General features: G+C 43.2%; 11 protein-coding genes and 2 pseudogenes. 5 read left to right on the forward strand and 8 right to left on the reverse strand.

Annotation, left to right across the window (positions count from 1 at the left end):
• Positions 1–170: 170 nt before the first annotated feature.
• Positions 171–1853 carry an alkaline phosphatase family protein gene (locus tag AB4209_RS09480; protein ID WP_017069461.1) on the reverse strand — a complete coding sequence of 561 codons (1683 nt, stop codon included), beginning with the start codon at positions 1851–1853 and terminating at the stop codon, positions 171–173.
• Between the two features lie 165 nt (positions 1854–2018).
• Positions 2019–2807 (reverse strand): SUMF1/EgtB/PvdO family nonheme iron enzyme, encoded by a 789-nt coding sequence (locus tag AB4209_RS09485; RefSeq protein ID WP_017060470.1) that lies wholly within the window; start codon positions 2805–2807, stop codon positions 2019–2021.
• Positions 2808–2944: 137 nt separating this feature from the next.
• Here AB4209_RS09485 and AB4209_RS09490 point away from each other — a divergent pair, with 137 nt between their 5' ends.
• A complete protein-coding gene (locus tag AB4209_RS09490; RefSeq protein ID WP_102393122.1) occupies positions 2945–4276 on the forward strand; it encodes an anaerobic sulfatase maturase in 1332 nt (443 codons plus the stop codon).
• 87 nt (positions 4277–4363) lie between these two features.
• The gene (locus AB4209_RS09495) at positions 4364–5422 is read left to right on the forward strand and encodes a HEAT repeat domain-containing protein (protein WP_102393123.1); all 1059 of its coding nucleotides are present in this window, start codon (positions 4364–4366) and stop codon (positions 5420–5422) included.
• Positions 5423–5569: 147 nt separating this feature from the next.
• Here AB4209_RS09495 and AB4209_RS09500 read toward each other — a convergent pair.
• Positions 5570–5782, reverse strand: a pseudogene (locus AB4209_RS09500) (gamma-glutamyltransferase); the annotation flags it as partial.
• Positions 5778–6056: pseudogene (locus tag AB4209_RS09505) on the reverse strand (gamma-glutamyltransferase); the annotation flags it as partial. The pseudogenes AB4209_RS09500 and AB4209_RS09505, both read right to left, overlap by 5 nt.
• A gap of 621 nt (positions 6057–6677) precedes the next feature.
• On the opposite strand from AB4209_RS09505, the gene AB4209_RS09510 reads away from it, so the two are divergent.
• From AB4209_RS09510 to AB4209_RS09520, 3 genes are all read left to right on the forward strand, one after another.
• Complete coding sequence (locus AB4209_RS09510; protein WP_102393124.1) at positions 6678–8144, forward strand: methyl-accepting chemotaxis protein; 1467 nt, start codon at positions 6678–6680, stop codon at positions 8142–8144.
• Positions 8145–8275: 131 nt separating this feature from the next.
• On the forward strand, positions 8276–9412 hold the full coding sequence (locus AB4209_RS09515; protein WP_016768816.1) for an outer membrane beta-barrel protein: 1137 nt from the start codon (positions 8276–8278) through the stop codon (positions 9410–9412).
• Positions 9413–9421: 9 nt separating this feature from the next.
• Positions 9422–9832 carry a phosphate ABC transporter substrate-binding protein gene (locus AB4209_RS09520; protein ID WP_010429296.1) on the forward strand — a complete coding sequence of 137 codons (411 nt, stop codon included), beginning with the start codon at positions 9422–9424 and terminating at the stop codon, positions 9830–9832.
• 85 nt (positions 9833–9917) lie between these two features.
• Here the strand turns inward: AB4209_RS09520 and AB4209_RS09525 are convergent, their stop codons facing one another.
• From AB4209_RS09525 to AB4209_RS09540, 4 genes are all read right to left on the reverse strand, one after another.
• The gene (locus AB4209_RS09525; protein ID WP_102321120.1) at positions 9918–11009 is read right to left on the reverse strand and encodes a porin; all 1092 of its coding nucleotides are present in this window, start codon (positions 11007–11009) and stop codon (positions 9918–9920) included.
• Position 11010: 1 nt separating this feature from the next.
• On the reverse strand, positions 11011–11487 hold the full coding sequence (locus AB4209_RS09530; RefSeq protein WP_017060466.1) for a hypothetical protein: 477 nt from the start codon (positions 11485–11487) through the stop codon (positions 11011–11013).
• Positions 11488–11497: 10 nt separating this feature from the next.
• Positions 11498–14701, reverse strand: coding sequence for a response regulator (locus AB4209_RS09535; protein ID WP_102393125.1), 3204 nt, complete (start codon positions 14699–14701; stop codon positions 11498–11500).
• Positions 14702–14914: 213 nt separating this feature from the next.
• Entirely contained in the window at positions 14915–15289 is a 375-nt protein-coding gene (locus AB4209_RS09540; protein ID WP_017060464.1) for a hypothetical protein, read from the reverse strand.
• Positions 15290–15313: the final 24 nt, after the last annotated feature.

A 15313-nucleotide genomic window follows, 5' to 3' on the forward strand; every position in this document is an offset into this window, starting at 1 on the left:
TTGTTTGGCGACTAAACCATGTCACTTACTACCGTTTTTGTTTTTAGTTCCCGCTAATGCGCGATGAACCTTATTTGTTTCGACCTAGTGAGTCAGAAACAGATAAACGGCTCTTTTATTGAGTGGGTGCTGGATTCGAAATCTAGCTCACGAAACCTTAGAGATTGAGTCTACTCAGTGATCTCTTGCAGCACTTCTCCGATTGACCCGCTTGGTTGGGTGATACCCAGTTTGTTCGAAAGCGTTGGCGCAATATCATATGGCGTCACTGGTCGCGATACCTTCTTAGCTTCAACGTCGTAGCCTGCAAAGATCACAGGCACATGAGTGTCGTATTTCCACGGAGAACCATGTGTAGAGGCAATTTGGAGGCCTTCCATGTCGTTAATGTAGCTGCGCGGTGCAAATACTACGTACACGTCGCCAGAACGAGCAGGGTGGTAGTTGTTTTTAATTAGCTGCATCACATGCGTATCCGGTACTCGGTTAGCCGCAATGTCACTACTTGATACAGCAAACGCAACACCTTTCACTTTTGCAATTTCATCCGCAATAGCTTCTTGGACCTTAGCCAGATCAAGCTTCTTCTCAGCGATCAGATCATGATTCAGATAGATGTAAGGTTGTGCGTACAAGCGAATCGCGTCTTTGGTTAAACCAAATTCATCCTTCAATCGTTTCTCAACACCACTCGAGAGTAGTGTGTCTTTATTGAAGTATTGAGCTTGATTGAAACCAAGCGCATTTGCCGCAGGTGAAGATTCAGGTACACCGTGGTCGGCAGACAGCACAATCAATGTGTTTTCTAGCCCGACTTGGTTATCCACGGTTTTGAAAAGCTTAGCGAGAGTCTTATCAAGTCGGATAAGGTTGTCTTCTGTTTCTAGGCTTTCAGGGCCGTAAAGGTGCACCACGTAGTCATTTGATGAGAAACTCACTGACAGATAATCGGTCACGTCGCCTTGGCCAAGCTTCTCTTGCATCAACAAGGTGCTAGCGAAGTTTTCCGTGATTTCGTCACCAGCAGGGCTGACGGTTAGCGTTGTGCTGTAGTACTTGTAACTTGCCGGGCCATAAGGATGAGGGAAGGTGCGTTGGAAGTCACCGAGTTTCACTTTGTGTTCGGTATCGTGTTCTTGCAACGTGTATTTATCACGCGGTAATGAGAGCTCCCATTTCTGTTTGGAATACTGAGCAGCAATCGCTTTCTCGTTCCAGCGTGATACCCAATCTGGATACTCGTCATAGTAATAGTTACTGGTGACAAACTCCGATTGTGCTTTGGAGAACCAGAAGGCTTTACCACTGTGTCCTGCCAATGAGATTGCGCCGCGGTCTTTCACTGATACACCGAATACTTTTGATTTGCCACTATTGGAAATCGTCAGTTCGTCACCAAACGTGGTGGAGAGTATTGGCTCTGGAGAGCGGCCATCGCCTTGTGCTGTCTTCTGCGTTGGGTCGATCTCTGTTGCTTTATCGACACCTGCACCAGAGGTCAGCATTTGGTAGTTACCGTCTTCTACGTTATACACCAAACGTTCTTCGCTACGGTCATACCAAACGTTACCTACCATGCCGTGTACGCTCGGTGGAGCACCTGTTGCAAGAGACACATGGCCCACGATCGTTTCCGTGTTGCCATGTTGGTAGTTTGCGTTGGTGTAGTAGGTACCATCATCCATTAAGTACCGGAAACCGCCTTCACCGAAGTTGTGCTTATATCGTTCGATTAGATCTGCGCGCAGGCCATCTACCGTGATTTGAAGGACTAGATTTGGCTTTTCCTCAGCTGAAGCTGGGAGAGCGCAGAGTAACGCGAGGGTTAGTCCTGAAAGCTTGGTGTATTGCATAGAGTTTCCTTATTCACTGTTGCCGCTGAGTTCTAATGTTTGGTCAGGTTTCCAACGTTTGGCCAGATTTGTAACGTGTGTGCATTGCGAATCGTATTTTTAGTATTGTTGGTGACGATTAGTGAACCATAACCTTCGGCATCTTTAGTTAGTTCGCTTCGTTAGCTAGTTCACATCCTTAACTAAACGCAGCCCCATATCTGACATAGTGATCGATTGGCTTGCGAAGTCACGACGGTAACTTTCAGATTCATTTTCGTCATAAGCAAAGCTGCCACCGCGAACCGATTTGTGTGATAAACCGACGTCGCTGTGTTTTGCGTTGTTAGGGTTGTCTGTTGGACCGAATCGGTAGAAGGTGTCATCGAAGGCATCGATAACAAACTCGCCCACGTTTCCTGTCATGTCATATAAGCCTAGTTCATTTGGTTTCTTTAGCCCGACTGGATGTGCGCTATTTTTAGAATTTGCTGAGTACCACGCAACATCATCTAAGTTATTGGAACCACTGTAAGTATAGCCTTTACTTTTATTGCCACCTTTGGCTGCAAATTCCCATTCAGCTTCAGTAGGCAGACGGTATTCTTCACCCGTTAATTCATTCAACTGCTCAACAAAATAGTTTGCTTGCTGCCAACTAAGGTTATTGACCGGAACTTGTGGGTTTTGGAAATAACTGAGAGATGAACCCATCACCGATTCGAACAATTCTTGAGTCACCTCAAACTTCGCAATATAGAAACTATCTACAGTTACATTACGTGCAGGACGCTCTGCTTTGGTCGCTTCTGGACCGTTCGACCCCATGGTGAATGTGCCGCCTTCAACCAACACCATCTCTTGGTCAATTTGTTGGGCGATGGGGTGTGTAGGCACGCTTGCACAGCCACTCAGAAGGATAGTCATGGTGACGCTGCTAATTGTTGCTAACTGTTTGTAATTAAGAAATTTCATCACGTGCCTCAGATGTTCGAAATAGGGTCTAATTCTAACGTTTAAGGTCATTCCTATTGGTTATAAAGGGTATAACATGTCACCTGTTCGAATAGGAATTATGATGGGTCCAGAATACTAAAATAGGTAGGTAAATCATGCATATTACTCAAGGTCCACAATATAACGGTAAAGCGTCTAAGCGCTTGCATGTCATGGCTAAGCCGATTGGCGCAGCATGCAACATTGACTGTAAATATTGTTACTACCTAAGTAAGCAAGATTTGTTGAAGTACAAGAAAGGCAGTTCTCCAAGAATGGATGATGAGACGTTAGAAACCTACATCCGACAATACATCGAAGGTCAAAACACGGCAGAAATCATCTTCTCATGGCAGGGTGGTGAACCTACCATGCTTGGTTTGGCCTATTTTGAACGTGTGGTTGAACTACAGAAGAAGTACCAACCTGAAGGTGTATTGATTTCAAACGATTTACAAACCAATGGTACCTTGCTGAATGATGATTGGGCGGAGTTTCTTGTGAAGAACAACTTCCTGATCGGTTTGAGTATTGATGGTCCCGAAATGCTGCACAATGCCTATCGTGTTAACAGAGCTGGCCGTGGCACATTCAAACAAGTGATGGCGGCTGTGGAGCTGCTGCACAAACACCAAGTGAAGTTCGCAACGCTTACTTGTGTGAATAACCTCACCAGTCAAAATGCACTTGAGGTCTATCGCTTCCTACGTGATGTTGTGAAGTCACCGCAAATGCAGTTTATTCCTATCGTTGAACAGAAAACGTTCCGAACGGTTGCACCACAAACATCCCAAGTAAGCGAGCAGCTTAAACAAGGCGACAAACGCCTGATCCCCGGCCATAAAGATTCAATCATGGAATCGTGGTGTGTGTCGGACTTGGCTTGGGGTAACTTCTTGATTTCTGTGTTTGACGAGTGGGCCAAGAACGACATCGGCAAGGTGTTTGTTCAGTATTTTGAAGCGAGCGTAGAAACATGGATTGGGCGTCCGAACCCACTGTGTACCTTGAATGAGATATGCGGAAAGGGCTTGGCAATGGAGCCAAATGGCGATGTTTTCTCATGCGACCACTATGTTTACCCTGAGTACAAAATTGGCAATATTCATCACGAGAAACTTGATGATTTGGCGTACAGCGCACCACAGCAAAAGTTTGGTTTTGCTAAATCCCGCACACTGACCAGTCAATGTCAGCAGTGTGATTACAAGTTCGCTTGTCATGGTGAGTGCCCTAAGAACCGCTTTATCAAAACTCGTGCAGGCGAACCGGGCTTGAACTACTTATGTGCAGGTTGGCATAAGTTCTTTTCTCATGTCGATAAGTCGATGGCGTACATCGCTCGCGCGATGGGGCATCCGGTTGCTCATGGTAAATTCAGCGACTCAGTATTGATGGCGCATCGAGCAAAACAGGCGCAACAAGCTACGTTCGAGACCAAGTTTTAACTCGTTCTTTGGATCAACAGGTCCAAGATAAATTTAATCAGATACGAGTCTAAGGACAGGCTAAGTTCTCCAGTTTAAGGTAATACTATGATGAAGAAGAGTTTAGCGACGGCTGTTGCTTTATTGATTTCAACGTCCGCATTAATTTCAACGTCTGCGATGGCTGCGAATAGCGTTCAACAAACGGTTGACGCGCCAGCACAAAATATCAATCAAGTGCTTGAAATGACGGACACTCAAACCCGCATTCAACAGTTGTCTTACATGGCACAAGATCAGAATCAATCTGTTGAAAATCGTACTGGTGCACTGCAAGAGCTTGCTTCATATCCAAGCCAAAATTCGCTGGTGGCGGTGGCAAGAGGCTTAAAAGATCAAAACCCTGAAGTTCGTGAAGCGGCGGTTATCGGTTCTGAACCTTACCAACTTGAACATCGCTGGGCGTTAGTTTCACCCTTGCTAAAAGACAGCGATACCATGGTTCGCCATACGGCAACGTCAAACCTAGTCCGTGACTTCAATGCATTGGATGACGAGCAGAAAGCACAAATTGAACCACCAGTCATAGAGCTTATTAGCTTCTTGGAAACGCAAGAATCTGAAAAGTACCAATTACTGTTTGCTGATGTGCTTCGTTGGCACAATGACTGGGATAAGGCGGAAACGGTTTATCTAGAGCTGATCAATACGCATCCAAAAGAAGCGCAAGTTTGGTTGAGCTACGCAGATAATTTTCGAGCTCAGAACAAAGATAAGCAAGCAGTCGAAGTATTAGATCGTGGTTTGGAGAGCGTGCCAAACAACGCCGCTCTGCATTATTCGAAATCGTTGACTCTGGTTCGCCTTGAAGACAAAACTGCGGCAGCCAAAGAGATTGAAGTGGCAGCGAAGCTAGCGAAAGATAACAGCTACTACTGGTACCTAAATGGGGTATTACAAGAAGAGTTGGATATCGACAAGTCGACTAAATCGTTCGAGAAAGCATATTTGATCTCTGGTTCTCCAGAGCAGCTATACGCGGTATGCGATATCTATGTGCGCTACGGAAATGAAAAGACCGATGATTGCTTAGGTGAGCTAGGTAAAGTAGCTCCTGACTATGTTATTGATCAGTTGAAAGATAAACGAGTAGCGCCAAGCTCATAATATCCTAATGAGTAATTAGCGAAGCCTATAATGAAAAGCCAGTCGACACGTTCGACTGGCTTTTTCGCATCCATGAACTGCTTAGACGAGGTTCAAGCAACTAAAGACAAAATAAGGGCAAGCCTGTTACTTGCCCATTTCGTTTTATTATTCACCCATAGAGCTTGATGCACGGCGTCTGTCGGTCGCGCCATAGATCTTGCCATCTTTGACTTCAATGGCATTCAAGCCACTGACGACTGGAATGACATGCACCGGATAACCAAGCTGCATGAACTCTGGTACTAACATTTCGGCGTAGGTTTTCTTTTCGACGAGCAAACCCGTTGGGTCATAAGGTTTGGTGCGATCAATCTTGGTCTTTGTCTTTTTGGTAAAACAGCGCAAAAGTACCGCCGCCAATCCCAGTCATATCCGGTTCAACCACCGACATTGTCATCTGCATCGCCACCATTGCATCGACTGCATTACCTCCTTGCTTGAGTACCGAATACCCAGTGTTGCTTACATATGGATTCGTTGCACTTACCATAAACTCTTCGCCAGTTTCGTCTGGCGTAATTGGAAAAGGATTTGGCTTAGCCGCGAAACCGACCGCTGAAACCAAACTTAAAGATAAAGTCGCTATTCGCATGCGTTCTCCGTTTAAGGTATCTGTTTATTCGCTCTAAGATTGACCGAGTAAGGGCGGTGAAGTTCGTGAGTTTGCAGCCTTTTTACACAACACTGACGCTGCTGACAGAATCATTAAATAGTAGAGAATTTTGCGGCTTAAATTTATTGCGAAGCTAAATGTAAGGGCAAACTTGGGTTCTCAATATTAATTTAACTATCTTGAAATCCTAATTTTTGAATAACTAAAGCGATTTTGGAACATGATGAATTACAGTCTTATGGAGAGGTGTTCAGTTTGATGTTGAACTCGTTTTTAATAAAGTAGTTAATTATACATGCTGATTTATATGGTTATTCTTACTTGTATAATAATTTATAAATAATATTAACATTTTTGTCACCATTTTCGGTGTGACAGATTGATATACTGGTCAGATCTGTTATTATTCAAAATACATTTGCAGTTCATCATACTGTTTAACAAAGGGAGCTTATGTTTACACTATCGATCAAAAATAGGATTTTGGCTTTATGTTTAGTGTCGCTAGTAGGATTTACTAGTATTCTATTTGTCGGAGGGGATACGTTAACCAGTAACACCCAACAGGTTAATCGAATTGATCAAGTTACTTATCCGGTTATGAATGCGGCTTCATTGAATAGTGTATTGATCTCTCAATTAGCCGAGCGCTTTAATTTGGCAGTGACTCTAGGCGATGACGAGATTTTGGAGATGAACAAGCAAACTCTCGCTGAGATTCAAAATAACTTCAACATTCAAATCTCTCTCGATCCTTCATTACAGAGCTCATCTGCACTTTTGCAAAATCAAACCAATCAATATTTTGAGTTAGCTTACCGAGTTGCTCAAGGCATGATAGATGAAGAGATCAGCCTTAGCGAAGCTGGGCGCTTTGCAAAACAGAGCACCGCAATCTTAGATGAGCTTACTTTGGGTATGCATAAGTTTTCTTTGGCTCGTCAATCAGAGTTTGAAAACGCGGTACAAGATCTAGAATCAAACAATAAAAAAGCTAACCAAATCATGAGTGTGTCTGGTGCTGTAGCCATGCTTGCGATGTGTATCTTTGGTTGGTTTGTGGTGAAAGGTATACGTAGAGATCTCGCGAATATCAGTGACAAAATGCGTGATATTGCTGAAGGGGATGGAGACTTAACGGTTCGCCTACAGCATGAAAAAAATGACGAACTGAAACCTTTAGTTGAATCATTCAATAACTTTGTCTCTCATTTACAACAGAACGTCACACACACTATAGGTAACGTTACTCAGCTGGACACGATCTCTGGTTCACTTGTTAAATCAAGTCAAGTAACAAGTGAGTTGTCGACTAAGCAGCATCTCTCTATTGAAGAAGTATCAAGTTCATTAAATCAATTGTTTCTTGCCGCTAGAGAAATCGCTACGAACGCTAATGATGCTTCGACTTCAGCTTCCAGTGCGAGTGAGCAAGCAAGCTTAGGAGAGAAGCAAGTCAAGAGTACGATTTTAGCCGTGCAAGAATTAACGCATGATGTAAGTAATGCATCTCAAGTGGTTAAACAGCTAAATGACAACACACAAAGTGCTGGCTCGATACTTGAGTCGATCAGTGCGATTGCAGAGCAAACCAACCTGCTTGCGCTTAATGCGGCAATTGAAGCTGCACGCGCTGGTGAACAAGGCCGTGGTTTTGCTGTCGTTGCTGATGAAGTAAGAACGTTAGCATCAAGAACTCAATCATCTACACAAGAAATTCAATCTGTACTCTTACAGTTACAAGACCAAGCAAAAACTGCGTCATCGATTATTTCTGATAGCGTAGTTAAAGCCGAAACTTGTGTTGAAAAGTCAATTGTCGCGGAAAATTCTCTGCAGAAAATTACTTCAGATATTATCGAAATCAGTCAACGAAACGAAAGTATTGCCGCTGCGACTGAAGAGCAGGAGCAAACCTCCACTCGTATTGAAACTTTTGTCGAAGAAATTCGCAAGATGGCAGAAGGCACCAGTAACAGCGTTCAGCAAGTGGACGCCGTGGCGCAAGATATTCAAAAAGTGACTCGTAACCTTTCAACACTAACTGGCCACTTTAAAGTCAGTTAAGTTCCCTAGAATCATTCCCTCTCTCCTTTCGGCTATGCCTTAAGGAGGGCGGCAGTATGCCCCAAATATGGGCTGATTATACAAAAACAATTATATAAAAACGAAAAATCACATAACAATTGGAGTTAGTTATGAAGAAGACAGTGGTTGCTGCCCTAGTAAGTATGGCGTTTGGAGCAAATGCTGCAAACATGGATGATCTTCGAATTAGTGGATTTGGTTCTGTAGGCATCGGTAAGTCAGACAATGCGATAGGTTATGCGGGTTATACCGACGAAAAATTAGATTGGGAGCAAGAGACATTAGCAGGCTTACAATTTGATTTTCAAGTAAATGAGCGTGCTAAGTTCGTGACGCAAATCGTTGCAAACAGCCGTTATGATTATGAGCCAAAAATTGAGATGGCTTATGCCTCTTATGATTTTGAGGCCTTCACAGCTCGAGCAGGTAAGTTGCGTTTACCTTTGTTTTTCTACTCAGATTACACAGACCTTGGCTATGCGTATCCAATGATCAGGCCTTCTCAAGAGTTGTATGAAAACATTGTTTTGAAGGGCTACACGGGTGCTGATTTATTGATTCCGATTGAACTTGAAGATTCAAGTATTCTTCTTCAGCCAGTGGTTGGTATCGGTACTATTGATGAAGATGACTCAATTGTTGGTGAGGTGAAACTAGATAAACTATTCGGTATCAGTGCCAACTGGAACGTAGATGACTTTACCTTCCGTGGTTCATATTTTGTTGCTGAATCTAATCCATCTTGTGATTTCCAAAACTCACAAGACCCGTATTGTCAATTGGGTGCAATGCTAGATAGCCAAGATGGTCAGTTCATCTCTTTGGGTGCTCAATATGACAATGGTGATCTGTTAGTTAACGTAGAAGCTGCAGATGTTCAATTGGAAGGGCAGTTTTATGACTATCAATCGGTTTCTGGTTTGGTTGGTTACCGAGTCAATGAATTTACGCCTTACGTTTCCGTTAGCTGGGTTGAAACAACAGACAACGAAGAACGTGAGAACATGACTACGACGGCTATTCAAGAGTCGATGAATTACGAGCGTCTTTCTTACTCTGTTGGTAGCCGTTGGGATTTCGCTAAGAACATGTCTTTAAAAGCGGATGTGACCTATGTCGATTACCGCGATACTAGTGGTGGGTTCCAAAGTAATGTTGAAACAACAGTAAGCCCATATATTGCAACGGGTAATTACCTTGAAGACAGCTCTATTGTCTATTCAGCACGTCTTGATTTCGTATTCTAAGGAGGCCATATGAAAAGTTTACTGGCAGCAATAACCGTAGCGGTTCTTTCATTTAACGCTTCTGCTGGAATGGTAGTGATTGGTAACAATGCTGGCGTTGATTCTTTATCTAAATCAGACGTTAAAAAGTTATTCATGGGTAAGAAAAGCAAGCTATCGAATGGTACTAAAGCACAGATCATCGAGCTAGCTGATGGTTCTGAAGGCAGACTTGCCTTCCATGAGGTGGCAACGGGACGCAGCGAATCACAACTTCAATCAGCGTGGTCGCGACTTGTATTTACCGGTAAAGCTGAAGCTCCAATCCAGGTTTCAGACTACAACGAAGCAATTATAACGGTTGCTTCAAAAACCAATGCAATTGGTTATGTAGATGAAGCCGCTTTAACAGGTGACGTGAAAGTATTATTTAAATACTAAGCGTTGCTTACTTACCAGCATTAAAAAGCCCAAGGTTATTTGATTACCTTGGGCTTTTATTTAATGGTGATTGTCTAATTTTGGGTTAGAAGACGAAACTCAACATGATGGTATAAAGGACGGCATCTTTGTCATCAAAACCAGTAAGTGCGTTGAAATTCTCAACAAAGGCACCGTTTGCTTTACGAGCCTCAAAATATTGCACTTCGCCATTGATGGAGACGTTAGGTAACACATCGTAATCCACACCAATTAGGTAGCTGTTTCCTGTTAGGTGTTCGTGAGAATCAAACTCTGCTCCGTAAACGACGTATGGAGTGAATAAATCTAGTCTGTAGCCCAAACTAGCGTACATCGAGGACGAGATGTCACTGATCTGTCCTTCACTTGTCAAAACAAATTGACCCAGTTCGTATTCTGCTCCTAATGACCAAAGTTGAATGTGTTGGTTGTCTTGTTTGCTACTGAATGGAGCTGTTATCGAAGTCCCAGGGATTGTAATCGTGCCAGAAACGGTTTGATCAAAATTGGAGTCGAGGAATGACAAGTTCCAACGATAGTTTTCACCGCTCAATTGAAGATTGGCACCGAACATTCGGTTGGTTTCAAATTCCAGTTTTGTAGTCGAGTTGAAATCTACGTCATTTTTATCTTTTATGCCGATAAACGGAGTAAGTAAAAGAGTAGCTTCGTCACTGACATCGTGAGTCCAGCTCACTTTTATGCCATTGAAAGCTGTGATTCCGAGAACGCTGTTATACACCTCTGTAGGTGGCCTCGCGGTCATATAGGCTTGGCCTACATAGTAGTACTCAGAGGCAAGGAATAATGGTAGTCGTAATCGACCAATGCTGACATCAAAGTCATTAAATTCATAACCTAAGTAAGCCCACTCTAGCTGCGGCTCACTCCAATCATATTGGGGTGGCTTGACAACTTGCACGGAAGCTTTGAATGAGTTGTAGAAGTAATCGAGTTGAACACCAAATGTGGTATCACAGTCGTAACAGCTCTCATCAGTAAAACCGCGGTTGATGATTAATGGATTATCGTTATCCGATGTTGCCCAAGACGTTGAGCCAAAGCCACTCAAGGATAAATTATCGGTAAGTTCGATATTCGCAAAAGCCGGAGAGGCCATTGAGGCACATAACACTGACGTAATTATTCTTTTCATATTATTTCTCCGAACTTATAACGTAGAGAACGTTGGCATTTTGAGGAACCGAAGAGAGTGGGGAGTAACCAATACGGTTTGGTTTGTCATCAAGCCAGTCGACTAAGCTGTCGGTTGACGCCGTTTTGATTTCTCTTGGATAACGCGCTTTTCCTGAAAAAGATAAACCAGCCCAGTGTGCATTCATTTGAGCGGCATTTTTTCCAAGCAAAAGCTGATAAAAGTCCTCTCTTTCGGCACTGTTCTCAGGCCAATCAGACAGTTCAACACGTTTGCCATTGAGGTGCTTAGTTTTCCCTCTATAGAGCTTTCGCGCTTTGTTTATTGATATCTCTTCAAATCCGGAGTCTAAAGAAAATATGGCATAATCTTCAGCGGCGTGAGCAGGGCTTAGAAAAAGCAAGCTTCCTAATAGCCCTACCGCGACTGGCAACATGACTCTGCGGGGAAGTGTTTTTATTGTTCTAATCCAATCCATGAGGTATCTCCTAACAAGTCGCACTTTCTATTTGATGGAATAGCTTTTCTTTTCTTACGGGCTTCGCTACGTATCCATCCATTCCGGAATCAAAGCACTTTTGAATATCATCATCGATAACACTGGCGGTTAACGCGATAATAGGAGTTTTGCTTAAGCCTTGGTTTTTCTCGTGTTCTCGAATCTCCTTAGTTGCCGTGAAACCGTCCATAACAGGCATCATGCAATCCATCAAAATAATGTCGAAGCTACTGTCGTTCTGGTACATATCAACGGCAATTTGTCCGTTGTCTGCAATTTCAAAGGCATATCCGGCCTTCTTCAGCATGATAGAAGCTACTTTTTGATTGACGCGGTTGTCTTCGACTAGCAAGATTCTCTCTGATTTGCTCGGAATTGCGTTTTGTTCCGCTTCTTCAGGCAAAGTACGTTTGGTCGCAGCCCCGTTGATAATTGGAGTGACAGTTGCAGGTTGTTTCTTAGGTTGAGCTTTATAGGAAGCTGGTAGTGGCATAGCTTCTACCGCGGTGAGTACTTTCTCTTTAAGCATTTCGAACTTGAATGGTTTTGGTACATAGTCATCCATACCAACGTCGAAACACCTCTGAATATCGTCATCGATGACACTGGCGGTCAATGCAATGATAGGGATGCGTCGCGTCGCTTCTGTTTCTTTTTCAATTCTTCGGATGTTGCTTGTTGCATCAAAGCCATCCATAACCGGCATCATGCAGTCCATGAGTATCGCCGCGTAATGAGGATTAGCGGTGAACATGTCCACAGCTTCTTGACCATTATTAGCGAACTCGAATTCAAAACCACTTTTACCGACATGAAGACCAGCAATTTTTTGGTTGATCTTGTTGTCTTCAACGATGAGGATTTTGTGTTGGATCTCGACTGATGTCTGGCTTGCTTCTGATAGTTCCGCCAAACCTCGTGTATCACAAAGCTCAATAGCTTTAATTAAACGCAAGCCGAGTAGGGGCTGTGCGACTTGTGCAGTAACGCTGTCACCAAGATCCGCTGGCTCACTTAAGAAGGAACGTATCAAACAGATAGTGATGCCGTTTTGGTGCAGCTTTTCTAAGTTATCTGCGTGGGTATTAGCTAGGAATGCGTCATCTTCGGCGAAAACAACAGTAATAGGTTTAGTGTGTTTTTGAGTGGAGAGCTGCTCTGTAATTGCCGTTATATCATTCGTTTTATCGGTAACCTTCAAACCATAAAGGTTAAGGTCGGACTCGATTCGCTCGGAGAGCATGTTTTCGTTACCCAGCACATAAATATCAGCCGTTGCTGTACTTGGTTTTGGCAGTATCAAGTCAACGGGTAATTCTAAGTCGAAGTAGAAACAGCTGCCTTCCCCCTTGACTGAATCGAGCTGAATCTGCCCGCCCATCAGTTCGACCAACTGTGTACTGATGGCGAGGCCAAGACCAGTACCGCCAAATTGACGTGTAGTTGAGTCATCTTCTTGAGCAAAGGGCTCGAATATTTGCTTCTGTTGTTGTTTATCGATACCAATACCTGTGTCGCGAACGGCAAATCGAATGGTGACATTATCATCAGATTGTTCGAGTGTTTTGATCGACAGTGTTACGCCACCTTCAGCCGTAAACTTCACTGCATTCGACATAAAGTTCATTAGGATCTGTCTTAAGCGGTGATCGTCGATCATCACGCGAGCTGGTGTATCTGGGCTGATATCAACGTTAATCGATATTCTTTGTTCTTTCGCTTTTGGTGCCACAATAGAGGCGATGTCGTATATCGACTCTCTAATCGATGCAGAATGCGGGCTGATTAATAGCATGCCAGACTCAATTTTAGAGAAGTCTAAGATATCGTTGATTAAGCTAAGGAGCAGTTGGGATGAAGTTTCGATCGTATCAACATAGTCACGTTGTGTCGGTGTAAGCGGCGTATCTGCGAGGATTTCCGAAATACCAATAACACCATTGAGCGGGGTACGAATTTCATGAGACATGTTGGCCAAGAAGCTACTTTTTGCTTTGCTGGCTTGTATTGCGTTGTCTTTCGCGTGTTCGGCATCCTCTTTGGCTCTCTCTGCGTCTTCTTTTGCTACCGTCAATCTCTCTTTCGCGAGCTCTCGTTCGATGGTCAATCGTTCAACTTGCTGAGCAAACAGACTGAGTTCATCTTTACCTTGGATTAATTTATCTAAAGAAGGGCGCGTGTCATCATTTTCGCTTTTTAAGAAAGCTAACACCAAATTAAGGTTGTTAGTGACTTGTCTCGCCAAGCTAAGAGTTAAACCCATAACAATCGCTGCCAGCAAAGCGACGATTGAAATAAACAGGGTTCGTTGTATTTGCGCGTCATAGATGGCTTGCTCAACTTCTTGTTGAAACTCTTGCTTGATTACGCCGCCAAGGCTTTGTAATAAGTTGAGCCGTGCGCTCATCGCTTCTAAGCCGACAGACACTTCTTGTGGCGTCAGTTGGCTGATTGTATTTAGGTCGAGTAGCGCGCTTCTTATCTCTTGGCTTTGAGCAAACACATCATTTCGAAACACTTCAACCATCAAAGAAACTTGATGTTCGTTGGCGTTCAATGAAACAAAGCGCTCTAAGAACAATTGCTGTCTTTCACTCAAGGTTTTGATCTGTTCGGCGAGTTCTGGGTCGTACTCTTGGCTGATTTGGAAGATCTCAATCAGTGAACTACCAAGCTTGAACTCTTCGTTCGACCAAAACATCAACCACTCAAGTTGTTGAAGGGCAGTGAGGTGCTGTTGAATTTCACGTTTAGTGTTTTCAAAAGGGACTTTCTCTACTTCAAGTAACAGTTGCTTGTATAAATCGCTCTGCCATTCGAGGGCATCCAATTTATCGTAAGTGTCAGTCACTTGCATCGTCGATAAGGTCGCTTCGCTGAAATCGGCAACAAGTTGATTCATTTCACCAGATGCGTCTAAAAAAATGATGGGAGACAGGTTTTTAAGTTCTGCCTTTACTTGGTTGCTTTGAGTAGCAAACTCTTCAGGGCTAGAGGCTAAGGTACTTCTATACAAAATAGAAATATCTTGAAGATAGACAGATAACTGATTGGTTCGTTCAAAATCGGTTAACTGAGTCGTTAATATATAAGCCTGTCTACCTGCTAGGAAGAGTAATAATGAAATGGGAAGTAGAACTAAGCCAAAGAGTTTATGTTTGACTGAAAGGTTATTCCAAACCGTAATCGCCATATAAGGATCCATCCAACTGTCGTTATATAAAAACAGTAGAATAAAAATGCCGATATGGAAACTTTGAAACGGTAAATTTTACGTAAGTGTGGGAGAGGTATAAGTTCTTGTGATTCCAGAGCTTATTTTGAAATGCGTTCTTTTATTAGTAATTTATAGCGTTTGGCAGTTTGTTTAATTTTATGCTTATTGATGAATCACTTTAAAAGCTTACTAATGAGGACGATTGTTATCGAGGCTTAATTCGAAAAGAAGTTGCTCTAATACGGTTTTTGCAGAGGGTTCTAATGTCCAAATACCGAGCATTCTGTTAAGTGCGGCGCGATACACTCTGTTTTTTAGTAGGAAGGCGAGTGTGCTCGTATCATTGCTGAATACGTGCATTTGTACGATGGTGAGCTCTGCTTTGTTCTCAATGTCTATTTTCTGAAGATTGAAAGCGGGTAGGAAGGCAGACTCATACCAAACCTCAACGATCTCTCGAAGCTCCATCTCTTCTTCAGGTACATCGCACTCCTGAAGTTGGTGGTTTTCAGGAATTGCGGATAAGTAAGCTACATCAAGCTTGTCTGCAACGAATGTGTACATATTCTTCCTTGTTACCTGTGGTAT

It is taken from the genome of Vibrio sp. 10N.286.48.C11, from assembly GCF_041469805.1.
GTDB lineage: Bacteria > Pseudomonadota > Gammaproteobacteria > Enterobacterales > Vibrionaceae > Vibrio > Vibrio crassostreae_C.